The organism is Flavobacterium tructae (assembly GCF_002217475.1).
Classification (GTDB): Bacteria; Bacteroidota; Bacteroidia; order Flavobacteriales; family Flavobacteriaceae; genus Flavobacterium; species Flavobacterium tructae.
In genome coordinates, this window is the sequence record NZ_MUHH01000017.1 from 552,792 (window position 1) to 576,427 (window position 23,636).

Annotated in this window: 18 protein-coding genes; 11 read left to right on the forward strand and 7 right to left on the reverse strand. The window is 36.8% G+C overall.

Translation table 11 applies throughout. The features are described from left to right. Nucleotides 1–297: 297 nt before the first annotated feature. A complete protein-coding gene (locus B0A80_RS07350; protein ID WP_089076873.1) occupies nt 298–1,644 on the forward strand; it encodes a deoxyguanosinetriphosphate triphosphohydrolase in 1,347 nt (448 codons plus the stop codon). Nucleotides 1,645–1,738: 94 nt separating this feature from the next. On the opposite strand, the gene B0A80_RS07355 is transcribed toward B0A80_RS07350, so the two are convergent. Both B0A80_RS07355 and B0A80_RS07360 read right to left on the reverse strand, forming a co-directional pair. Then, nucleotides 1,739–2,740, reverse strand: a complete 1,002-nt coding sequence (locus B0A80_RS07355; RefSeq protein WP_089076874.1) for a DUF3078 domain-containing protein — start codon at nt 2,738–2,740, stop codon at nt 1,739–1,741. Between the two features lie 31 nt (nt 2,741–2,771). Further along, nucleotides 2,772–4,559, reverse strand: coding sequence for a 1-deoxy-D-xylulose-5-phosphate synthase (locus tag B0A80_RS07360; protein WP_089076875.1), 1,788 nt, complete (start codon nt 4,557–4,559; stop codon nt 2,772–2,774). A 248-nt stretch (nt 4,560–4,807) separates the two neighbouring features. On the opposite strand from B0A80_RS07360, the gene B0A80_RS07365 reads away from it, so the two are divergent. Then, nucleotides 4,808–5,251: a nucleoside deaminase gene (locus B0A80_RS07365; protein WP_089076876.1), complete on the forward strand. Its 444-nt coding sequence runs from the start codon at nt 4,808–4,810 to the stop codon at nt 5,249–5,251. On the opposite strand, the gene B0A80_RS07370 is transcribed toward B0A80_RS07365, so the two are convergent. Continuing rightward, nucleotides 5,252–5,785 (reverse strand): hypothetical protein, encoded by a 534-nt coding sequence (locus B0A80_RS07370; RefSeq protein WP_089076877.1) that lies wholly within the window; start codon nt 5,783–5,785, stop codon nt 5,252–5,254. A gap of 227 nt (nt 5,786–6,012) precedes the next feature. Between B0A80_RS07370 and B0A80_RS07375 the strand changes: the two genes are divergently transcribed. From B0A80_RS07375 to B0A80_RS07390, 4 genes are all read left to right on the forward strand, one after another. After that, on the forward strand, nt 6,013–11,682 hold the full coding sequence (locus tag B0A80_RS07375) for an alpha-2-macroglobulin family protein (RefSeq protein ID WP_089076878.1): 5,670 nt from the start codon (nt 6,013–6,015) through the stop codon (nt 11,680–11,682). Between the two features lie 314 nt (nt 11,683–11,996). Beyond that, on the forward strand, nt 11,997–14,372 hold the full coding sequence (pbpC, locus tag B0A80_RS07380; protein ID WP_089076879.1) for a penicillin-binding protein 1C: 2,376 nt from the start codon (nt 11,997–11,999) through the stop codon (nt 14,370–14,372). A gap of 114 nt (nt 14,373–14,486) precedes the next feature. Beyond that, nucleotides 14,487–14,711 (forward strand): DUF2798 domain-containing protein, encoded by a 225-nt coding sequence (locus B0A80_RS07385; RefSeq protein ID WP_017497256.1) that lies wholly within the window; start codon nt 14,487–14,489, stop codon nt 14,709–14,711. A gap of 43 nt (nt 14,712–14,754) precedes the next feature. Further along, a complete protein-coding gene (locus B0A80_RS07390) occupies nt 14,755–15,327 on the forward strand; it encodes a Crp/Fnr family transcriptional regulator (protein WP_089076880.1) in 573 nt (190 codons plus the stop codon). A 177-nt stretch (nt 15,328–15,504) separates the two neighbouring features. Here B0A80_RS07390 and B0A80_RS07395 read toward each other — a convergent pair whose 3' ends face one another. Both B0A80_RS07395 and B0A80_RS07400 read right to left on the reverse strand, forming a co-directional pair. Continuing rightward, on the reverse strand, nt 15,505–17,049 hold the full coding sequence (locus tag B0A80_RS07395; RefSeq protein ID WP_017497253.1) for an Rne/Rng family ribonuclease: 1,545 nt from the start codon (nt 17,047–17,049) through the stop codon (nt 15,505–15,507). A gap of 390 nt (nt 17,050–17,439) precedes the next feature. Next, a complete protein-coding gene (locus B0A80_RS07400; RefSeq protein ID WP_007805026.1) occupies nt 17,440–17,730 on the reverse strand; it encodes an HU family DNA-binding protein in 291 nt (96 codons plus the stop codon). 140 nt (nt 17,731–17,870) lie between these two features. On the opposite strand from B0A80_RS07400, the gene mutY reads away from it, so the two are divergent. The 4 genes from mutY to gldD are packed head-to-tail and all read left to right on the forward strand — an operon-like array spanning nt 17,871 to nt 21,277. Then, nucleotides 17,871–18,917 (forward strand): A/G-specific adenine glycosylase, encoded by a 1,047-nt coding sequence (mutY, locus tag B0A80_RS07405; protein WP_089076881.1) that lies wholly within the window; start codon nt 17,871–17,873, stop codon nt 18,915–18,917. A 37-nt stretch (nt 18,918–18,954) separates the two neighbouring features. Continuing rightward, complete coding sequence (locus B0A80_RS07410; protein ID WP_017497251.1) at nt 18,955–19,395, forward strand: single-stranded DNA-binding protein; 441 nt, start codon at nt 18,955–18,957, stop codon at nt 19,393–19,395. 23 nt (nt 19,396–19,418) lie between these two features. Continuing rightward, complete coding sequence (locus tag B0A80_RS07415) at nt 19,419–20,714, forward strand: gliding motility-associated protein GldE (RefSeq protein ID WP_089076882.1); 1,296 nt, start codon at nt 19,419–19,421, stop codon at nt 20,712–20,714. Between the two features lie 2 nt (nt 20,715–20,716). Continuing rightward, on the forward strand, nt 20,717–21,277 hold the full coding sequence (gene gldD, locus B0A80_RS07420) for a gliding motility lipoprotein GldD (protein WP_017497249.1): 561 nt from the start codon (nt 20,717–20,719) through the stop codon (nt 21,275–21,277). A gap of 272 nt (nt 21,278–21,549) precedes the next feature. On the opposite strand, the gene B0A80_RS07425 is transcribed toward gldD, so the two are convergent. After that, on the reverse strand, nt 21,550–22,011 hold the full coding sequence (locus B0A80_RS07425; RefSeq protein ID WP_089076883.1) for a VOC family protein: 462 nt from the start codon (nt 22,009–22,011) through the stop codon (nt 21,550–21,552). Between the two features lie 118 nt (nt 22,012–22,129). After that, a complete protein-coding gene (locus tag B0A80_RS07430; protein WP_017497247.1) occupies nt 22,130–22,507 on the reverse strand; it encodes a heavy-metal-associated domain-containing protein in 378 nt (125 codons plus the stop codon). Nucleotides 22,508–22,610: 103 nt separating this feature from the next. Between B0A80_RS07430 and B0A80_RS07435 the strand changes: the two genes are divergently transcribed. Then, the gene (locus tag B0A80_RS07435; protein WP_089076884.1) at nt 22,611–23,477 is read left to right on the forward strand and encodes a DMT family transporter; all 867 of its coding nucleotides are present in this window, start codon (nt 22,611–22,613) and stop codon (nt 23,475–23,477) included. Nucleotides 23,478–23,636: the final 159 nt, after the last annotated feature.

The window sequence follows — 23,636 nt, forward strand, 5'->3', positions numbered from 1 at the left end:
AGTTTTGGTTTTGCCACAGATTACACAGATTATAATGATTTTTTATAATCGATTTTTAGACTTTTTGCCACAAATTTTACGAATTATCGCAAATCATTGCGGTTAGTTTTTTTGCCACAGATTCCATTAATTATTTCGTTTAGATTAATTCGTGAATTCGTGGCGAATAAAGAATTTAATCTTTTAAATCAAATTAATCTGTGGCCTCTTTTATTCTATTAAATCCTAAAATAAAACGTATTTTTGACGTTTAGATCGGAAAATCTAAAATCTAAAATCAGAAATCTAAATTTGAAAATGAACTGGGAACAACTTTTATCACTCAAACGCCAAGGCGATACCAGCAAAAGATTACGTGTAGAACAGGACGATACCCGCTTGGGTTTTGAAGTTGATTATGACAGAATAATCTTTTCGGCGGCATTTCGCTCTTTACAGGATAAAACACAAGTTATTCCGCTTTCGAAAACCGATTTTGTGCATACCAGATTGACACACAGTTTAGAAGTTTCGGTAGTCGGACGTTCACTAGGGCGTTTGGTTGGAAAAAAAATCATCGAAAAATATCCTCATCTAAAAGAAGTTCACGGGTATCATATGAACGATTTTGGCGCTATAGTAGCTGCGGCTTCTCTGGCGCATGATATAGGAAACCCTCCCTTTGGACATTCAGGAGAAAAAGCAATTGGAGAGTATTTTTCGATAGGAAACGGTTTAAAGTACAAAGATCAGTTAACCCCAAAACAGTGGCAGGATCTGATTGATTTCGAGGGAAATGCCAATGGATTTTCGGTGCTTACGGCAAGTCGTCCGGGAATTGAGGGAGGACTTCGAATTTCCTATGCTACCCTTGGCGCTTTTATGAAATATCCTAAAGAAAGTTTGCCTAAAAAGCCTACCCAAAATATCGCTGACAAAAAATACGGTTTCTTTCAGACCGACAAATCTTTTTTTGAAGAAGTTGCTAATGATATGGGCATGATTGTCAATAAAACAGGAGACGATATTGGTTTCGAAAGACATCCCTTGGCCTATTTGGTGGAGGCAGCCGATGATATCTGCTATACCATTATTGACTTTGAAGACGGTATAAATCTGGGATTGGTTTCAGAAGATTATGCCTTAGAATACTTAATCAAACTGGTGAAAGATAACATCGGAGTAGCTAAATACAAGACTTTAACAACAAAAGAAGACCGAATTAGTTATTTACGTGCTTTGGCTATCGGAACATTGATAAATGATGCTGTAAATGTTTTTGTTGAAAATGAAGAAGCTATTTTGGCCGGGAAATTTCCTTTTGCTTTAACAGATAAGAGTAAATACAAAGCGCAGATGGATGATATTATCAAACTAAGTGTCGATAAAATCTACCAAAGCCGCGAGGTCGTTGAAAAAGAAATTGTAGGCTATCAGATTATTCAGACCCTGTTGGATAAATTTATAACTGCTTTCAACAATAAATACGAAGGAACTGCTTCAAACTACGATAAATTGCTTTTGAAAATGCTGCCTGAAAAACATCACTTAGAGAAAACCAATTTATACGAACGTTTGCTGCATATCTGTCATTACGTTTCTTTGCTAACAGACGGGAATGCACTAGAGTTGTTTGAAACTATAAATGGCAGAAAAAACAAATAACACGCTAAGTCGTAAAGTGTAATTGACAAGAAAATGTAACACATAGATACATGGATTCTATGTGTTAAAATGAATTACTCCAATGTTTAATATTTTATTGAAAAGCATATACGAGACCCACGCCTAAGACTTGTCTTAGCTGGGCTCTTGGTCCGTTGTTAACTTGTGAAGTTGTTCCGGTAGCAGGATCAAAAAAGTCTTTTTTGGTTTTGATATCATCATCATACACCAGATGTACACCAATATTTGCTTTTACATAAGCATTTACCACAAGATCCAGACGGGTATCATAATCGATATCGACATTTCCGAATTTGTTTAGATAATCGGTATACAAACTCAATCGGTTTTCGTAGAAGATGTTTTTGTAAATTTCGCTTTTCATGTATCCGGTAAGCAGAATACCAAATTCGGCTTTTACCTTCTGCCCATTTTCAATCAAAATTTTAGAATTCGGGTCCATTGGATCTACTATGTAAGTCGCTTTTCGCACACCAAAAGCTCCCTGATTGGCTAAAGCCTGATCAAGAACCAAGGTAGTTTTTAAGGTTATTGGAGAGAAATATAAGGTTCGGTTTTTCTTTTTATCTGAATTTTCAGCTCCGGCTCCCAGAAAGACATAAGCTGGTGCAAAAGGTCTGGAGATCGCAACATCTTTGTTAGGATAATTGTATCCGTCAGTAAATTGAGTATTGAAATTGAATTTGGCCGAGTAGTACCAATTTGAGATTGTATCTTTTCTAAAGCCGTAAGTCGAATTGAATAGAAAAGCATCATCAGTTTTTCGGAGTTCAGTACCGTCTTGCTGGTTTAAACCGTATTTTATAATAAGCTCATTGGCCCATTTGTGATTTCCTCTAATATAAGTTCGGTTAAATTCACCTTTAAAAAGTCCGGAGATCGAACTTGTTCCCCCCGCACTCCAGTTCACAAAAGCAATTTCGGAAATGTCAAAGCCCAGTTGATTTTTTTTGGTCCAGTTTGATGGAGGTGCAGGTAATTCGCCAGGATCCAAAGTCGTTTGTATAATTTGAGCAAAGTTATTTGAAGTACACAAAAGCAGCAAAAGCAAAAGGGTAGAACGCAATAATTTCATTGTGATTTTATTTTTTGACAGCGCAAAATAATTATTTTGTATCGTTTGAAAAAAGATTTATTAAACTTTTAACGTCAATTTTACACAATTGTTGTAACTGATTAACCGTTCCATGCTCTATAAACGTGTCCGGAATACCCAAAACTTCGATGGTATTTTTGAAATTATGTGAGGCTGCAAACTCTAAAATGGCGCTTCCAAAACCACCGTTTACAGTACCGTCTTCGACTGTAATTATTCTCTCAAAACTTGTGAAAATATTGATTAAGGTATTGGTGTCTAGCGGTTTAATGAAAGGAAAATCGTAGTGGGCAATGGTTACGGAATTGTAAGATTCATTTATTGCTTCGATCACATTATTTCCAATTGTTCCGGTAGACAAAACGGCTGTTTTTGTTCCTTTTTTTAAGCAGGTTGCAGGGCCAATTTCAATTTTTTTATAATGTCCGAAATTTTCTACTTCCCAATTTGATATAACGCCGCGGCCTCTTGGATATCGAATGGCGATGGGATGATTTAATCCCAATTGTGCTGTATATAAAATATTCTGCAGGGCAATTTCATTGAGGGGAGCGTAAATAATCAGGTTCGGAATCGCACGTAAATAAGCAATATCAAAAAGGCCATGATGTGTCGCACCGTCTTCGCCTACCAAGCCTGCACGATCCAGACAAAAGATAACGGGTAAGTTTTGCAGTGCAACATCGTGAATGACCTGATCGTAAGCACGCTGTAAAAAAGTCGAATAAATATTGCAGTAGACCGTCATTCCCTGCGTAACCATTCCTGCAGCAAGTGTTACCGCATGCTGTTCGGCTATTCCCACGTCAAAAGCGCGTTCGGGAATCTCATCCATCATAAATTTAAGAGAACTTCCGGATGGCATTGCCGGAGTGATTCCGATGATTTTTTCGTTCTTTTTGGCTAAATCTAAGATCGTCAGACCAAAAACATCCTGATATTTAGGAGGTAAATTTTCTTCTGATTTAGAATAAAGTTCTCCGGTTGAAGCATCAAATTTTCCCGGAGCATGATATTTTACCTGATTTTCTTCTGCCTGCTGTAAACCTTTTCCTTTTGTGGTTACAATATGTAGAAATTTAGGCCCTTTTATCTTCTTTAAACGATTGAGTTCTTTGATTAAGGCAGGAAGATCATGACCGTCAATTGGTCCCGAATAATCGAAGTTTAACGACTTGATGATGTTATTCTGTTTCGGATTTTTCCCGTTTTTAACAGCTGTTAAATATTTTTTTAAAGCCCCTACGCTTGGGTCAATCCCGATAGCATTATCGTTTAGAATCACCAAAAGATTAGCATCTGTAACCCCGGCATGATTTAAACCTTCAAAAGCCATTCCTGAAGCAATCGACGCATCACCAATTACGGCTATATGCTGTTTGTCGTAATCGCCCTTAAGTTTTGAAGCAATGGCCATTCCAAGCGCCGCCGAAATAGAAGTCGACGAGTGTCCCACGCCAAAGGTATCATAAACACTTTCGCTTCTTTTTGGAAAACCGGAAATACCTTCAAGCTGTCTGTTGGTATGAAAAATTTCCCTTCTTTCGGTTAAGATTTTATGTCCGTAAGCCTGATGTCCAACATCCCAAACCAATAAATCGTCAGGAGTATTAAACACATAATGAAGTGCAATGGTCAATTCGATTACACCCAGACTGGAACCTAAATGCCCTTCTTTAACCGAAACAACATCAATAATAAAATCGCGTAATTCCTGTGCAACCTGAGAAAGCTGCGCTTCAGTTAATAAGCGTAAATCAGCGGGATTGTATATGTTGGAGAGTAAGTTACTTTTCATTGTAAGGTAAAAAGCAAATTTACGGTTTTAAATTTAATTATTGTTTTTTGAATGTTTAGCACGAACTTTTAATAGGGGAGTTTCATAGAAACGAGGCAATTAATAACGTTAATTGCCTCAAAAAACTGCTATTTATGAGGCGATTAATTTTATTGAACTAACTTCTACAGAAAAAGCTAAGTTTTGATTAGCGATTTCCTGACATTAACTCAGGGGAAATTATTTCAAAAAAAACTATTTTTGCACTTATGATAAATCCTTTCACCGACGAGTATTTTATGAAAAAAGCTTTGCAGGAAGCTGAAATGGCTTTTGAAAAAGGCGAAATTCCTGTTGGAGCAATCATTGTAGTTGCCGATAAAATTATTGCAAGAAGCCATAATCTAACCGAATTATTAAATGACGTTACGGCTCATGCCGAAATGCAGGCGATAACAGCTGCTGCCAATTTCTTAGGTGGAAAATACCTCAAAGACTGTACGTTATATGTTACCCTTGAACCTTGCCAAATGTGTGCAGGGGCTTTGTATTGGAGTCAGATTTCAAAAATTGTTTTTGGTGCTCGCGATGAACATCGGGGTTTCATAACCATGGGGACCCAATTACACCCCAAAACAACTGTGGTTTCCGGAGTGATGGCCAATGAAGCTGCGGATTTAATGAAACGCTTTTTTGTAGAGAGAAGGAAATAATTAGAATAAATATCCTCCCAGATAGACACATATAAATATCATAAAGCAATTAAAGCAGATGATATTATAAAATGTATTTTCTGAGAAGCCTTTTTTTGAAAGTAGTATTTTTGTACTTATCCCTATTGAAATAAGGAGAATAAGACAAGTGTAGAATTGAATCCCATTAATACTTAAGCCGCTTGAAAGAAGATTGGTGTAATTTCTTGTTTTGGATTTTATTTTTGTTATAAATTTAAATATTAAGGAAGTTTCAATTTCAATATTATTTTCTTCAATATATTCTTTTGTAGTAGAAAAAGTAAATCCCTTTTGTGTAAAATAATGATAAGAAACTTTTTGTCTGGATTTTCCTGAAGTTCGAACAAAGTATTGAGTTATTTTATCATTAGTTTTTGAAGAGGGAAAAACATAATAGTCTGCAAAAGTAATTAAAATCAAAAATGAAATTATCCCCAACAGATATACAATGATATTTTTGTTTTTAATGATAAATTCATTTTCCGTAGAATAATTGTTAGAGTTACGAGACATTTTTTATGTATTAAGATATACGAAATATAGTGTTTTTGTAATAACCTTTTTTGAATTTTCAACAAAAGTTAAATAATTCAATCTACTGAATTTTCCTCTTAAAAGATTTAGAAAAATACATTATATTTATGCAATATAATTGACAAACCACTAGTTTATTTATATAGCGTAAAAGCTAAAGTACACTGTCAATTTCCAAATTCGTAAACCTGTAATTCTAAATAAAAGTGAAAGTAAAAGGACTATTTCTCGTGTTTTGTACGTTTTTTATTTTTCAATCCTGTGGCCGCAAATCAGCTGCCGATTTCAATTCCGATTTTTCATTATTCAAAGAGTACATTGTTAGTTTTACGGGAGGTATCGTCTCTTCGGAATCTGATATTAGAGTTGTTTTGGCTTTTGATAAAAAAGAATGGAAAGTGAATCAGGAATTAGACGACGATTTATTTGATATCTCGCCAAATGTACACGGAAAAGTAGTAGCACTCTCCACCAATACGATTGCTTTTATCCCGGAGAAAAAACTGGAAGCAGGAACAGAATATCAGGTGACTTTAAACTTAGATAAGCTGATCACCATTCCAAAGGAAAAAGAGAAGGAACTTTCAAAGTTCAACTTTACCGTTAAAACCATCAAACAGGATTTTACTATTAATACTGAGGATATTCAATCGTATAGTAAAGATTACCAGTATCTGAACTGCGTTTTAAAAACGGCTGATAATATGGATGTTGAAACAGCTAAAAAGTTAGTTACGGCTCATCAGAACGGGAAAGAGGTTAAAATTAAATTTGAGAAACAAACAGGAACAGCTAAAGAATTCCGTTTCAAAATTGATAGTATTCAACGGTTTTTAGAAGCTTCGAATCTGGAAATCGCATACGACGGAAGTGATTTTGATATTGAGCAGAAAGGGCAACTGGATTATCCAATTACAGGTGTGAATGAATTTAAAATTGTAAAAGTCGATATTCCGGAAGGGAACAATCAGTCCCTTTTAATTAATTTCTCGGAACCTTTGGAAAAAGGGCAGGATTTTAAAGGATTGGTCTCTATTCAGAATACAAACAATTTAAAATTTTCGACTCAGGGGAATGTCCTGAAAGTATATTTTAGCAATACAGCTCCGGAGAAAAAAGAAGTTCCGGCAGTGGCAGAAGAAAGTGCAGAGTTGGCAGTTGATTCGTCAGCAGTTGTAGTTGATTCTGCGGCAGTTGTTACGGATAGTAGTGCTGTGGTAGTGGTTCAGAACGAGGAAGAGACTCAGGAACCGGAACCAGTTTTATCGGGAGAATTGTTACTCGAAGTTTTTCAGGGAATTGAAAGTCAGTACGGCAAAAAGATGGACGCCAATTATACCGAGAAAATCAATTTTGACCAAATAAAACCTAACGTTCGATTCGTTAAAAACGGAACGATTCTGCCAAGTTCAAACAACCTGAAATTGAATTTTGAAGCAGTTAATCTAAGTGCAGTTGATGTAAAGGTGTATAAGATTTACAAGAACAATATTCTTCAGTTTTTGCAGTATAATGAACTGAACGGAAGTCAGAATCTCAAGAAAGTGGCACAACCCATAGCCAAAACCACACTGAATTTAGTCGAAAGCAAACTGATAAATCCGGCTAAGTGGAACACCTTTGCTCTCGATTTATCTAAAATCATTACGCCGGAACCAGGGGCAATTTACCGTGTAGAATTTGTTTACAAAAAGAAATATTCGCTTTATAAATGTGAAACCTCCGAAGAGAGTTCGGAGGAAGAGGAGGAGGAAGTAGATGAAAATGATGTTAACTACAGTGGCAATTCGTATGATGATTACTATTATGACGATTACGACTGGAGAGAAAGTCAGGATCCTTGTACAGGATCTTACTACTACAATGCCAGAATTGCGACAAATATCTTAGCAACTGACTTAGGGGTTATTGCCAAAAGAGGCGAAAATAAATCATATCTCTTTGCGGTCAATAATATTGTAACCACAGAGCCGGTTTCAAATGCGAGAGTGGATCTGTACACCTTTCAACAGCAAAAAATTGCAACTGCTGCAACAAGCAGTGAAGGAATTGCTACGTTTCAGCTCAATAAGTTTGCTTACTTTGCTATTGTTACTTTAGGAGATCAGTCTACTTATGTGAAGTTGGATGACGGTTATTCGTTATCGGTAAGTAATTTTGATGTTGCAGGTGAAACTTTGCAAAAAGGCTTAAAAGGATTTATCTACGGTGAGCGCGGTGTTTGGCGTCCGGGAGATAACGTGTATTTGTCCTTTATCTTAAACGATGCGTCGAATAAACTTCCAAAATCACACCCGATTAAATTTAGATTAAACGATCCGAATGGTAAAACAACTTATCAGACGATTCAGAAAACAAACGACCTGAATCATTACAGTTTTATCGTTCCAACAAGTGCCGACGCGCCAACAGGAAATTGGGAAGCAATGATAAGTGTGGGTGGTGCTAAGTTTTACAAAAGCATTAAAATCGAAACGATTAAACCGAATCGTTTAAAAATTAAAAATAATTTCTCCAGAAAAACACTATCATCCTCTTATCCAAACACCAGTACACTTGAAGTGACCTGGCTTCATGGTGCCATTGCAAAAAATCTGAATGTAGAAATGCAGGCAAAATTTTCACAGCAGACGACTACATTTAAAGGATATGAGAAGTTTAATTTTGACGATTTGGTGCGTCAGTTTAGTTCAGAAGAAATTAATATTTTCTCCGGAAAATTAAATGAGAACGGAAAAGCATCGGTGGATATCCACCCAAAACTACAAGGGCAGGCTCCCGGTATGTTGCGTGCCGCCTTCATTACAAAAGTATATGAAGAAGGAGGTGATTTTAGTACGGATGTTATTTCGACGACTTATTCACCCTACAAAACTTATGTTGGGATAAAAGCACCGGAACCTAATAAATATGGAATGCTGGAAACCAGAACAAACAACCGTTTTGATATTGTTACTGTCGATGAAAATGGAAGACCAAAATCTGTGAAAAATCTCGAGGTAAAAGTGTATAAAGTAGATTGGCGCTGGTGGTGGGACGCTTCCAGTGATAATCTTTCAAATTACAACTCATCGGATGCGACCACTTCTTATAAATCTTTTGTGATCAATACAGATTCCAACGGAAAAGGAAGTATTCAGTTTTCTTTAACCGATGAAGAATGGGGACGCTATTTGATACGTGTTGCCGATCACACAGACGGACACGCCACTGCTTTAACCGTAAATATTGACTGGCCAATCTGGTCTGGAAAAACCCGCAACAGAGATGCATCTACAGCCAATATGCTGGTATTCTCTACCGATAAGAAAAATTATGCTGTAGGCGAAAAAGCACAGATATCTTTTCCTTCCAGTGAAGGAGGCCGCGCTTTGATTTCGATCGAAAACGGTTCAAAAGTGGTGCAGACCATCTGGGCCAAAACAAAACAGGGAGAAACTAAAGTCGAAATTCCGATTACGGCAGCAATGGCACCAAACGTGTATTTTAACATCACACTCTTGCAGCCGCATGCTTCAACTAAAAACGATTCACCTATTCGTATGTATGGAATCGTTCCGATAGAAGTGGTGGATAAAAATACCATTCTGGCGCCAACACTCTCCATGCCGGATGTTTTAAAACCGGAGCAGACTTTTACCGTAAAAGTGGGAGAGAAAACCGGAAAAGAAATGACGTACACTATTGCAGTTGTAGATGAAGGACTTTTAGACTTAACCCGTTTTAAAACACCAAATGCCTGGGACAGTTTTTATGTTCGTGAAGCCTTAGGAGTTAAAACCTGGGATATTTATGATGATGTAATTGGGGCATACGGAGGAAAAATAAATCAAATTTTCAGTATTGGTGGAGATCAGGACTTAGGTGGCGGTAAAGCTAAAAAAGCCAACCGATTTAAACCAGTAGTGTTGTACTACGGACCATTCAAATTAGAAAAAGGTCAAACGCAAGCACATCAGCTGAAATTGCCTAAATACATAGGTTCCGTTCGTACGATGGTCGTTGCTGGTGACGCCAATACAAGCGCTTACGGAAGTGTCGAAAAAGCAACACCGGTTAAAAGTCCGTTGATGGTATTGGCTTCATTACCTCGAAAAATATCACCTTCAGAAAAAGTAACTATTCCGGTAACCGTTTTTGCTACCGAAAAGAATATTAAGAAGGTAACGATTCAGCTTAGAACAAGCGGCGGATTAAAAGTAATGGGAAGTGCTGCTCAAAGTCTGAGTTTTGCCCAACCTGACGAAAAAATGGCTTATTTTAATCTGGTAGTAGGTTCTGCTGCGGGTATTGGAAAAGTACAGGTAATTGCAACATCAGGAAAAGAGAAGTCAGTATATGATGTAGAGATCGATATGACCAATCCTAATCCGGTTACAAATACATATACGGATGTTGTTCTACCTCCAAACAGCAGTAAAACCATTACCTGGAAAACTTTTGGAGTTTCCGGAAGCAATAAAGCCAGACTGGAAGTTTCATCAATGCCAACGATCAATCTCAACGGAAGACTGCAATATCTTATTCAGTATCCGCATGGCTGTGTAGAGCAAACTACTTCGTCTGTTTTTCCACAGTTATTTTTAAGTGATATTGTTGATTTGGACAATACCCGAAAAGGAATCATTCAAAAGAATATAACGGCCGGAATTAGCAAGTTAGGAAGTTTTCAATTGCCATCAGGCGGCTTAACGTATTGGCAGGGAAGTACCACTGCCGATGATTGGGGCTCTTCTTATGCTGGGCATTTCCTGATTGAAGCAGAGAAAAAAGGGTATGTTTTACCGATTAACTTCAAATCAAAATGGATTTCTTATCAGCAAAGAGAAGCCAAACAATGGCGTTTTGAACCTAAATACGGTAATGATCTTGCTCAGGCTTACCGATTGTATACGTTGGCGCTGGCAGGCAATGCCGATTTGTCTTCGATGAACAGATTGCGCGAAACAAAAGGCATTTCAAACGAAAGTAGGCTTCGTCTGGCTGCTGCTTATGTTTTAGCCGGACAAAAATCGGCAGGGCAAAATTTATTATTACGCACCAGTATTGACAACGAGTCCAGTGAGTACAATTATTACTATTATGGATCAAGCGAGAGAAACAGAGCGATGGCTTTAGAAACGATGCTGCTTTTAGGACAAAACCAAAAAGCATTCACTATGGCTTCTAAGCTGGCTAAAGAAATGTCGACCAACCAATGGATGAGTACGCAAACAACTGCTTATTGCCTGTATGCCATGTCTAAATTTGCTGCGAGCAACGGACCTAAAGGAATTAATCTTCAATTCAGTAAAAATGGAAAAGGCGAAACCATAAATACACAAAAAACAATTGCCGACAGAAGTTTAACAGTTCAGACGGGTGCCAATAGTGTTGTCCTGAAGAATCTTAAAAACAACACGGTTTACGTTAGAGTTTTAAATACCGGAATATTACCAATCGGACAGGAAAATGCAATTCAGAGTGATGTTTCTGCGAATATTGTTTTCAAAAACAGAAAAGGAAGTGTTATTAATGTTTCGAAAATCAGTCAGGGAACTGAATTTGTTGCAGAAGTTACGGTTAGAAACCAAAGAAATGAAAGCGTTCAGAATGTGGCACTGTCACAAATCTTGCCTTCAGGATTTGAAATCGTAAATACCCGTTTCACAGACTACGGTGATGCAACCAATAATATTGCAGACTATATTGATATTCGCGACGACAGAACCAACTTCTATTTTGGAATGAAATCCAGAGAAACCAAAGTATTCAGAATCCTGTTAAATGCATCCTATTTAGGGAATTATTATTTACCGGGATTGCAGTGCGAAGCGATGTACGATAACACCTTCCTGGCCCGAACAAAAGGATTCTGGGTTGAGGTTGTGAAATAAAAATATGGGACACAGATTATGAAGATTAATACAGATTTGTTTGCCACGAATTCAAGAATTTAAATTGATTCAGTTCGTGAATTGCTTCGCCTGTTCGCTATCGCTTGAGTCGTAGCGAAAGAAAATAATCTTTTTAATCTGTATAATCTGTGGCTAATAAACTTTACGTAATTTGTAGTAAAATATAGTTTCACGCAGATTTTACAGATCAGGCAAATAAAATAAAATCTGCAAAATCTGCGGAATCTGCGAGCAAAAAAACATTGCGGACTTAGCGAATAACGTAGCGACTTCGCGGTTAAATAAATATTACGTTGAAAAATAAACTTATCGCGTTTTCACAACGCATTATAAATTGGATTAAAAAGAATAAAATAAAATCAGCAATTGCATTTGTGCTCTTGCTGATTTATTATTTCTCCATTCCCCGAACATTGTTTAAAGAGCCGTACTCAACGGTTATCGAAAGTAAAGAAGGAGAACTGCTGGGAGCTAAAATCGCTCCTGACGGACAATGGCGTTTTCCGGCGCAGGACAGTGTACCGGATAAATTCAAGAAATGTATTGTTTATTTTGAAGACGAGTATTTCTATAAACACCCCGGTTTTAATCCGGTTGCGATGGTAAATGCCATCAAACAAAACCAAAAAGCTGGAAAAGTAGTTCGGGGCGGAAGCACACTGACGCAACAAGTCATCCGATTGTCCCGAAAAGGAAAAGGAAGAACCTATTTTGAAAAATTGATCGAAATGATTCTCGCCACGCGATTGGAATTGGGATATTCTAAAGATGAAATTCTCGAATTGTACGCGGCCCATGCTCCGTTTGGAGGAAATGTTGTCGGGCTCGAAATGGCTTCGTGGCGTTATTTTGGCGTGCAGTCCAATCAATTGTCGTGGGCAGAAAATGCTACACTTGCTGTTTTACCCAATGCACCGAGTCTGATTTATCCTGGAAAAAATCAAATCAAATTATTAAACAAGCGAAACCGACTTCTCCTTAAATTGCATAAAGAAGGTGTAATTGATCAGCAAACGTATGAACTTGCCATTGAAGAACCGTTGCCTCAAAAACCGTACGATTTGCCTCAGATAGCCCCTCATTTATTGCAAAGAGCCGCTAAAGATCAGGAAGGAACAAGGGTAAAAACTACGATTGATTATGCGCTGCAAAACAGAGTCAATCAAATTGCCAGATACTATTACAATCAATACAAGCAGAATGAAGTGCACAATCTGGCTATTCTGGTCATTGATGTTTCCAATCGAAATGTAATCAGTTACGTGGGGAATGCTCCAACCGATAAAGACCATCAAAAAGATGTTGATATTATCGATGCGCCCAGAAGTACCGGGAGTATCTTGAAACCTCTTTTATATGCCGGAATGCTGGACGATGGTGAATTACTGCCGAATACTTTAGTTGCCGATATTCCAACACAGATTGCAGGTTACACTCCGCAAAACTTCAATCTGACCTTTGACGGAGCGGTTCCGGCACATCGGGCTTTGTCGCGCTCTCTCAATATCCCTTCAGTTTTGATGCTGCAGGAGTTTGGCGTGAATAAATTTTATGAGGAATTGCAAAAGTTTAAATTGAAGGATATCAATAAAACACCCGATCATTACGGATTGTCCCTTATTTTAGGAGGGGCCGAAAGTAATTTGTGGGATTTGTGCCGAACGTATGCAAATCTGTCTTCCACATTAAATTATTATGTTAAGAATCAGGCACAATACCGAACGAATGAATTTACGGAATTAAATTATAAGAGCAATTTTGAACCCGATTTTGGATCAGAAAGTGATCAGAAGAACATCTTGGGTGCCGGATCAATTTGGGCAGCTTACAATGCCATGGAAGAGGTCAACAGGCCGGAAGGAGATGAAGCCTGGAAGTTTTACGACAGCTCTCTTAAAATTGCGTGGAAAACCGGAACCAGTTTTGGTAATCGTGATGCTTGGGCAATTGGTACAAATTCAAGATATGTGGTGGGAATCTGGGTTGGGAATGCAACAGGTGAGGGTAGACCTACTTTAACAGGAGTTACAAGTGCCGCACCGATTTTGTTTGATGTTTTTAATTTACTGCCAAGACAAAGATGGTTTCAAACACCTTATAAAGATTTAGAAGAAGTTGAGGTTTGTCGTTTAAGCGGCTATTTGGCCAAAGACGGCTGTCCGAAAATAAAGCAATGGGTTCCCAAAAAAGGGAAATCAACCAGTGTTTGTCCGTATCACAAAACGGTTCATCTCGATACAACCGGACAATTTCAGGTAAACAGCAGTTGTGAGAGTATTGATAATATTGTGACAAAAAACTGGTTTGTTTTACCTCCGGTTATGGCATGGTATTACAAGAGTCAGCATATTGAGTACTTGCCTTTGCCTCCGTTTAAAGAAGGCTGTCAGGGTACACAAACCACAACAATGGATTTTATCTATCCCAAAACCAACGGTAAAATTTATTTAACCAAAGATTTTAATAGCAAGGTTCAGCCTGTGATTTTAAAAGTAGCCTATTCCGAAAGAGAGAAAGAGCTTTTTTGGTACGTAGATGACGTTTATAAAGCCACCACAAAAACGTTTCACGAATTACCGGTTACGCCAACTTCGGGAACGCATTATATCACAGTAGTAGATGCTTCCGGCAATGAAATCAGACGGAAAATTGAGATTGTGAGGGAATAAGATTTTTATAAAGAATCTAATTCTGGTTTGAAAAGTGTTTTTTGATTTATATCAAACTTTATACTTTTGGGTTTATACACCTTTGTGTTCAATTAATATTAAATAAATTTTAAAATGAACAAAAAGTATTTTAAGTACATCAACACATTGTTTGTCGTAATTCCAATGACATTAATTATGGCATTTGTAGGGTTAATGCGGAATTATGGATTTGGGGAAGATTGGTTTTTAAAGTTTCTGAAAGCTTGGAGTGTGATGCTGCCGGTTGCCTATATTGCAGCCTTTATCATTATTCCAAATGCCAGAAAACTAGCAGAAAAGACAACTGCAGGATCCTAATCTGTAGTGTGTTTTTAGGTTTACAATTAGAAGAAATTAAGAAATGAAAGAGCAGCTCGCAAATTATATCAAAAGTATTATAACGGTTACCGAGGAAGAGCTGGTTGTAATTCTTTCTTACTTTAAATCTTCAACCGCAGAAAAGAATGAACTATTAGTGGCTCATGGGCAAACCAACCAACGAAGTTTTTTTGTTGGTTCCGGTTGTTTGCGAATCTATTTTATTACTGAAGATGGACAGGAAGCAACACGATATTTAGCGTTCGAAAATAATTTTGCAACAGCATTGTGCAGCTTTATTTCAAACGAGCCGTCTTTAGAATTTATTCAGGCGTTAGAGCCAACAGAACTGCTATACATTTCGAGTAGCGATTTTTATTATCTATTGGAAGTTATTCCGGCCTGGGAGAAGTTCTATCGTTATTATTTAGAAAAAGCATATGTAAATAATACCAACAGACTTATGTCTTTCCTTACTCTTGATGCAACAGAAAGATACAAACAGCTAATGAGTATAAATCCCCAAATTATTCAGCGTTTATCCAATCGAATAGTAGCAACTTACCTTAATATTTCACAAGAAACATTAAGTAGGCTAAAATCTAAGCGTTACTAAATTTTTACAAGATTATTGCGTATACGTGTCCGGCTGAGTGAAGTCGAAGCCCTTCTTTAATGAGAAAGCCTTCGACTCCGCTCAGGCTGACTGTCGTATCCAAAATGTTTTTTTGGGGAATACGTAAAAAAGCGCACAAAAAAACCGCCAGTCTTTCGAAAGGCGGTTTTTGTTTTTTTATTCTGAAATAACATTTCCTTTTTTATCATAGAAATGGTATTCTAAGTACGTGTAAGCGTCACGAGGTATGATTTTCACCCATTTCTTATGTTCAAAAAACCATTTTGAACGTAATGATGGAAAACCTTTACTGAGGTATGCAGCCACAAACGGATGTACATTAAGCACGACTTTTTTGTGGGTTTTTAGAATTCTATCTAAATCAGATGAGATTTTATCAATGATTAAAATTGGCGCTTCAATTTCGCCATGTTCATTGTTTGGATCTTCTTCTCTGGTTTTAATATTAACTTCTGGTCTTACGCGTTGTCTGGTAATCTGAACTAAACCAAATTTACTAGGCGGTAAGATTTTATGCTTTGCTTTATCGTCGCTCATTTCTTCTCGCAAGAAGTCGAACAAAACCTTCCTGTTTTCTGGATTAGACATATCGATAAAATCAACTACGATTATTCCGCCCATATCACGCAAACGAAGTTGTCTGGCAATTTCGGCGGCGGCAATCATATTCACTTCCATGGCAGTGTCTTCCTGGTTGGTTGCTTTGTTCGAACGATTTCCGCTATTTACGTCTATAACGTGAAGAGCTTCAGTGTGTTCGATAATAAGATAAGCACCTTTACTCATGGAGACGGTTCTTCCAAAAGAAGTTTTGATTTGTCTCTCTATATTGTATTTCTCAAAAATTGGAGTGTCATTTGATTGATAAAACTTAACAATCGATTGTTTTGAAGGTGCAATTTCTTGCAGATATTCCTTCGTTTGATGGTACAACTCTTCATCATCTATTTGAATACCACTAAAGGTATCGTTGAAAACGTCTCTTAATATTGAAGAAGCTCTGTTGAGTTCTCCTAATACTTTTGAGGGATGATGAGCAGTTGGTAATTTTTTACACATTGCAGTCCATCTGCCAAGCAGGTTCTGCAAATCTTTTTCTAATTCGGCTACGTTTTTGCCTTCGGCTACTGTGCGAACAATAACACCAAATCCTTTAGGTTTGATCGATAGAACAAGTTTTTTTAGACGATCCTTTTCCTTTTTATCTTCTATTTTTTGAGAAATAGAAACACGGTCAGAAAACGGAACGAGAACAATAAATCTTCCTGCCAATGAAAGCTCAGCGCTTATCCTTGGGCCTTTGGTCGATATAGGTTCTTTTACAACTTGAACTAAAACAGATTGATTGGCACTTAAAATATCAGTAATGATGCCATCTTTGTCAATCTCTTTTTCAAACTGAAAGGTTTTTAGGGAGAAATCTTTTATTTTACCTGCGCTTACAAGTTTTATGAATTTCAGTTGGGAAGCTAAGTTTGGACCTAAGTCATGATAATGTAAAAAAGCGTCTTTTTCGAAGCCTACATTTACAAAAGCAGCATTAAGTCCGGCAACTGGTTTTCGGATTTTAGCAATAAAAATATCACCAACCTGAAAGTTGCTTTTCTCTTCTTCTTTGTGTAATTCAATTAGTTTTCCATCTTTTAATAAGGCAAAATCTACGGCTTCAGAACTAGATCTAATGATTAATTCTTTATTCACACTGTAAATTTTTATCCGAACTTTCTAGCAATAGGCAGTAGGCAGTAGGCAGTAAGCAAAATAAATTGCTTAAAGCTTAAAGCTTATAGCTTAAGGCCTAATTGTAAGGATGGATTAAACAATATTTTTAACAGGTATTGAACCCGGGGAAAACTAGCTGGCAGTTTGCAGTTTTAAGTAATCAGTGGACTGAGCACTAAATACTGATGACTGAATACTAATTTTCAATTTCAATGAACGTTTAAAAAGAAAAAAGTAGTTTAAAACTACTTTTTCTTCTTGTGACGGTTAGCTCTCGCTCTTTTTTTACGTTTGTGAGTAGCTACCTTATGTCTCTTTCTTTTTTTACCACTTGGCATATCGTGTCGATTTTATAATTAATTAATAGTATTACTTTGCTTCGTTATTTGTTTTTACTCCTTCTACAAAAACTTTTGCAGGTTTAAACGCAGGAATATTGTGTGCTGGAATTTTGATAGTGGTGTTCTTAGAAATGTTTCTACCAGTTTTTTCAGCTCTTGTTTTTACAATAAAACTTCCAAAACCTCTTAGGTAAACATTGTCTCCAGTTTCTAGTGAAGTTTTAACTTCTTCCATAAAAGTTTCAACTGTTGCTTGAACATCTCCTTTTTCAAGACCTAGTTTCTCCGAAATTTTCGCTACGATATCTGCTTTCGTCATTTTCTTTCCTATTTTATTTTATAAATGGTGTACTATTTTTTTGAGTTTGCAAATATAAGAATTAAAAAAATAATTAATCAAGCTAAATCGTTAAATTTTAATTACATAAACATTTACTTTTGTATTCTAAGTATTTTGCAATGAATTTTTCTAACGTGTTGATAAAATGGTATTTACAAAACAAACGTGATTTGCCATGGCGTAAAACGACCAATCCATACCATATTTGGCTCTCAGAAATTATGTTGCAACAGACTCGAGTTGCGCAAGGAACACCCTACTTTTTTGCTTTTACGAAGGAATTTCCTACTGTATTTGATTTGGCAAATGCTTCAGAAGAGCAGGTTTTAAAACTTTGGCAGGGGTTAGGCTATTATTCGCGTGCCCGAAATTTGCATAAAACAGCTCAATATGTTGCCAATGAGCTCAACGGTGTTTTTCCTCCTAATTATAAAGAACTTTTAAAATTAAAGGGTGTTGGAGAATACACGGCTGCAGCAATTGCCTCCTTTTCTTATAATGAGACTGTTCCTGTAGTGGATGGAAATGTATTCAGAGTACTTTCTCGTTATTTTGATATTGAATCTGATATTGCTTTGCCTGCAACTAAAAAAGAGTTTACAGAACTAGCTTATGAATTAATGCCAAAGGATAACCCTGCTATTTTTAATCAGGCAATAATGGAGTTCGGAGCTTTGCAATGTGTGCCTAAAAGTCCTGATTGTACGGTTTGTGACTTTAATGATAGCTGTGCAGCATTACAGAAGAAAAAGGTAGCTGTTTTGCCGGTTAAGTCTAAGAAAGTTAAGGTAACCAATCGTTTCTTTAATTATCTCATTGTAGAAGACGCTTTAGGAAATACCATACTTCAGAAAAGAACGGCAAAAGGAATCTGGCATAATCTGTATGAGTTTCCGCTTTTGGAAACAGATAAAATCGTAGACTTTGATGTAGTTTCGAAAGCAGTAACAGACACTGTTTTTACATCGTATACAATTATAGGTATAGAAGATTATGCAGAAAGTACTGTTATTCATAAACTTTCGCACCAACATCTGCACATACAGTTCTGGAAGGTTAAAATTGAGGGTTTAATAGAAAATGGCTTGAAAGCCAGTGAATTAAATGTTTTTCCTTTTCCAATTGTGATTCATAATTTTCTGGAAAAGCAGGAAATAATTTGCTAAAATAATGTATCTTTGGGATAAATACCACTAACAAACTATGAACGGAACATTAAATAAAGTGATGTTAATCGGCCATCTAGGCGATGATGTAAAAATGCATTATTTTGAGGGAGGAAACTGCATCGGGCGTTTTCAATTGGCTACAAACGAAGTGTATATCAATAAAACGACCAATGAAAAAATAACTTCAACCGAATGGCACAATTTAGTTGTGCGCAATAAAGCGGCCGAAATTTGCGAAAAATATTTGTCGAAAGGAGACAAGATATTTATTGAAGGACGTATAAAATCACGTCAATGGCAAGCTGAAGACGGTACTACAAAATATACTACAGAAATTCAGGTGACTGAGTTTACTTTCTTGAATACCAAAAAAGAAACCGGAAATCATAAACCTAATCAGGACAGTGAGTCGCCAAAAAACACTAACTTTGACGCAGCAAATGAAGGCTTACCTATAAACGATCTGCCTTTTTGAATGTATAACTAATTCTTTTTAATTTGGACCCGGAGCCCAGTTTGTTTCTTAATACGACAGTAGACATCAATTTGATAATTGGCTTTGTCGGAATATTTATTTTGCTGTTTTTATCAGCGATAGTGTCAGGTGCCGAAGTGGCACTTTTCTCTTTGTCTCAAAAAGATATCGACGACACCTTGCAGGAGAATCATTCAAAAGGAAAAATTATCTCCAGACTTTTAGACAGGCCTAAGAAACTTCTCGCAACCTTATTAGTTGCCAATAATCTTTTTAATATCGCAACAGTTATTCTGTTTTCCTTTATAGGCCAGAATATTTTTGGAGCCATAGAGTCTCCGGCTCTTAAGTTTATTCTCGAGATTATTCTGGTTACTTCGCTAATTTTGTTGTTCGGAGAAGTACTCCCTAAAGTTTATGCCAGCCGTAACAATGTAAAATTTGCAAAACGTACCGCCTATCCATTGGCTGTATTAGATAAATTACTCACGCCAATCAGTTTGCCGATGCGAAGTGTTACATTATATTTGCATCATAAATTAGGGAAGCAGAAGAATAATTTCTCTGTAAATCAACTTTCACAAGCCTTGGAATTAACAGATTCGGAAGGTACGTCAACAGAAGAGCAAAAAATACTGGAAGGGATCGTATCTTTTGGTAATACTGACACCAAGCAGGTAATGAGCCCGAGAATTGATATTTTTGCTTTAGAAATGTCAGAACCTTTTTCCGGGATTTGTCCTAAAATAATAGAGAAAGGTTTTTCGAGAATTCCGGTGTATCGTGACAATATAGACCAGATAGAAGGCGTTTTGTTTGTCAAGGATTTGTTGCCGCATATTGATAAGGAAGAATTTGACTGGACCTCTTTAATCAGAAAAGCATTTTTTGTTCCGGAGAACAAGAAGCTGGATAATTTATTGAAGGATTTTCAGAGCCTTAAAAGCCATTTGGCGATAGTGGTGGATGAATATGGCGGAACGTCAGGATTAGTTTCTCTGGAGGATGTTATTGAGGAGATTGTAGGGGATATTAGTGATGAGTTTGACGACGAGAATCTGAATTTCTCTCAGATAGATGAAAAGAATTTTCTTTTTGAAGGGAAAATTAATCTCAAAGATTTTTACAGAATCGTAGAGGTAAATGAAGAAATCTTTGAATCTCATAAAGGTGAAGCCGAGACATTGGCCGGATTCATTTTAGAGATTTTGGGTAATTTCCCTAAAAAAGATCAAAAAATAGCGTTCGAAAACTGTGTTTTTACTATAGAAACAGTTGATAAGAAACGTGTAAAACAAATAAAAGTAACAATAGATTAAGAATGCTAAAAAAGACCATTTCACTAGCAACAATTTTACTGGCATTGACTGTTTTAAGTTGTAAAGATGATGTAGTGCCAAAACCTGCCGGTTTCCTTCGTTTGGACTATCCTGAAGCCAAATATGTGGGTTTTGAAAACAATTGCCCTTTTACTTTTGAAATGAATGAAGCGGCCGTAATCAAAGGAGAGAAAAATTGCGGATTTGCAATCACCTATCCAAAAATGAAAGCTACAATTTACCTTACTTATAAGCCGGTACAGGGAGATATAGTGAAATTGCTCAAAGATGCTCAGAAGTTAACCTACGAGCATGTTATTAAGGCAGATGATATTTTAGAACAGCCCTATTTAAACCCTCAAAAAAAGGTTTATGGAATGTTTTACCGCGTAGACGGAAATGCCGCTACAAACTCACAATTTTACGTTACAGACAGTACAAAACACTTTATCACAGGATCGGTTTATTTTTATGCGAAGCCTAATTTCGATTCGGTTATGCCGGCCGCAAGTTATATCAGAAATGATATGCAAAGACTGATGGAAACGTTAAAGTGGAAATAAACGATAGACTCAATTTTATATTGCCCTCAAAAAGTTAAATACTATTTGGGGGCATTTTATTTTTAAGGTTTTTAAAGAATTAAATTTTGCATCAATCCGAAAGAACCTGTAGGGGACAAGTAGTAAGTGTAAATATCGAAGTCCATCGCTCTGAAAGAGCCTCAGCAATAGCATGGCGCAACGCGCTATGAAATAAATTAATGAGAAGTATTGCCCTGAAGGGGCAAAAGCAGATTTACACGATATGGATTCTGAATTTTATTTTCCATAACTCAGGAAGCAGAAAAAGCATCATTCATAAATTGTTGAAGGCCTTTTTCTTCAAGAATCTCAATCGAGAATTCGCCGAAACGTTTCGGAAGCCATATGATTTTAACGCCACTTGGAGTGTTAAGGCTTTCTCGTGACAGCGGATTTCCGTTCTCGTCCTCTGGCTGCACACCTGAATTTACCAATTCGTCAAAAGCAGCTTCGATATCGGGAGTGGAATAGCAGTGGCGATAAATCGTTCCTTCGCCTTTTGTATCCAATAAATTTTTTAGATTTCCGGAAAAAGGCTGTACCAGCATAAATCGTTCCTGACCAATTCTTACAACGGCATATACAACGTGTAACTCATCTCTCTCCCAGGTGAATTTTTTTGAGATCTCTGCCCCGAGGATTTTTGCATAATAGTCGCATGCCGATTGCAGGTCGTTAACTAAAATGTCTATGTGGCTAAATTTAAGTTCCATTGTTTTTTAGGGCTGTATTGAAAGATGATTCATAAAAAAAACAGCAGCAAGCCTAAGTTTACTACTGTTTAAAGATTTATTTGTTTGTCAGTCTTTTTAGAACTGAACCATCGTCAAATTACGATTTAATATCTAAAACTTTATAGGTTTTTCCGTCTCCGGTTGCCTGAACTGTCTTGGTTAAATTTTCCTGGTTTTGAACTGTTTTGTCAAATACAACAGTAGCTGTTTTTTTCTCAAAATCAACCGTTGCTTTTTCTACACCGTCAAGATTCGATAATTCTTTTTCGATTGTTTTGGCACATCCCATTGCGCAAGTCATTCCTTCGATTTTAAAACTTGAAGTCTGTACGTTTTCAGCGGCAATTGCTTTGTGTTCTTTTGGAGCTGATTCTATATTTTTTATGTTAGCCAGGTTTTTATCTTCTTCTTTTTTGCAGCTTACCAGTACTAAACCTGCAATAGCAATCGAAGCTATGATTCTTGTAAATTTCATATTTTTAAGATTTTAATTTGCGAAAAAATGTTCTTTGCAAAATTAGTAAAAAGGAAGAGGTCAATTCGTAAAATTATTACAAATTTGCACTAAAATATGTTTTATGGATGCAAAACAATTAAAGTGGGCCTATTTATTGGCGCTTTCACTAATCTGGGGAAGTTCTTTTATCCTCATCAAAAGAGGTTTGATTGGACTCACAGCGGTTCAGGTAGGTTCGTTCCGGATTATTTTTGCAGCTTTATTTTTATTGATTGTCGGGTTCAGAAGTTTGAAAAAGATCTCCCGCCGTCAGTGGAAATTTGTCGCAATAACGTCTTTCTTCGGAACTTTTATACCGGCTTTTCTTTTTGCCATTGCCGAAACTGAAGTTGACAGTTCAATAGTAGCCATTATGAACTCGCTTACCCCTTTAAACACCTTGGTTTTAGGGATACTTATTTTTGGAATTCAATTTCAAAAAAGACAGGTTTTAGGAGTTTTTATTGGTTTGGTGGGGTGTTTATTGCTGGTTTTAAGCGGAGCATCTTCGCATCCGGGACAAAATTATTATTATGTGATTCTGGTGGTTATCGCAACGCTTAGTTATGCAATAAATGTCAACCTGATTAAAAAATACTTATCCGATTTAAATTCGCTCAGCATCACAACCGGAAATTTTGCGGTATTACTTATTCCGGCTTTGCTTATTCTGAGTACGACCGATTTTCCGCAAAGAATAAACCTTGAAGCTACACAACATTCTATTTTGTTTGTCATGATTTTAGGGGTTCTTGGAACCGGAATTGCGAATGTTTTGTTTTTTAAATTAATCCAAATTTCATCGCCTGTATTTGCAACTTCGGTAACGTATTTAATTCCGATTGTGGCATTTTTCTGGGGACTGTTGGATAACGAAATGCTTACACCAATTCAGTTTTTTGGTGCTTTTATAATTTTGATTGGAGTGTATTTATCGGCTAAAAAGTAGATTTCCGGTGTGAAGTGCCATTTTGGTTTTTGATCAAATTTTCTTTCAGGAGCTAATCCCGCTATTCGTTCCAATCTTTTGTGGCGAACCCCGCCACAAAAGGATTTTCACTTCTATCGGGGCTAGGGCAATTATTTTCATGTGAATATTTTTGTTAAG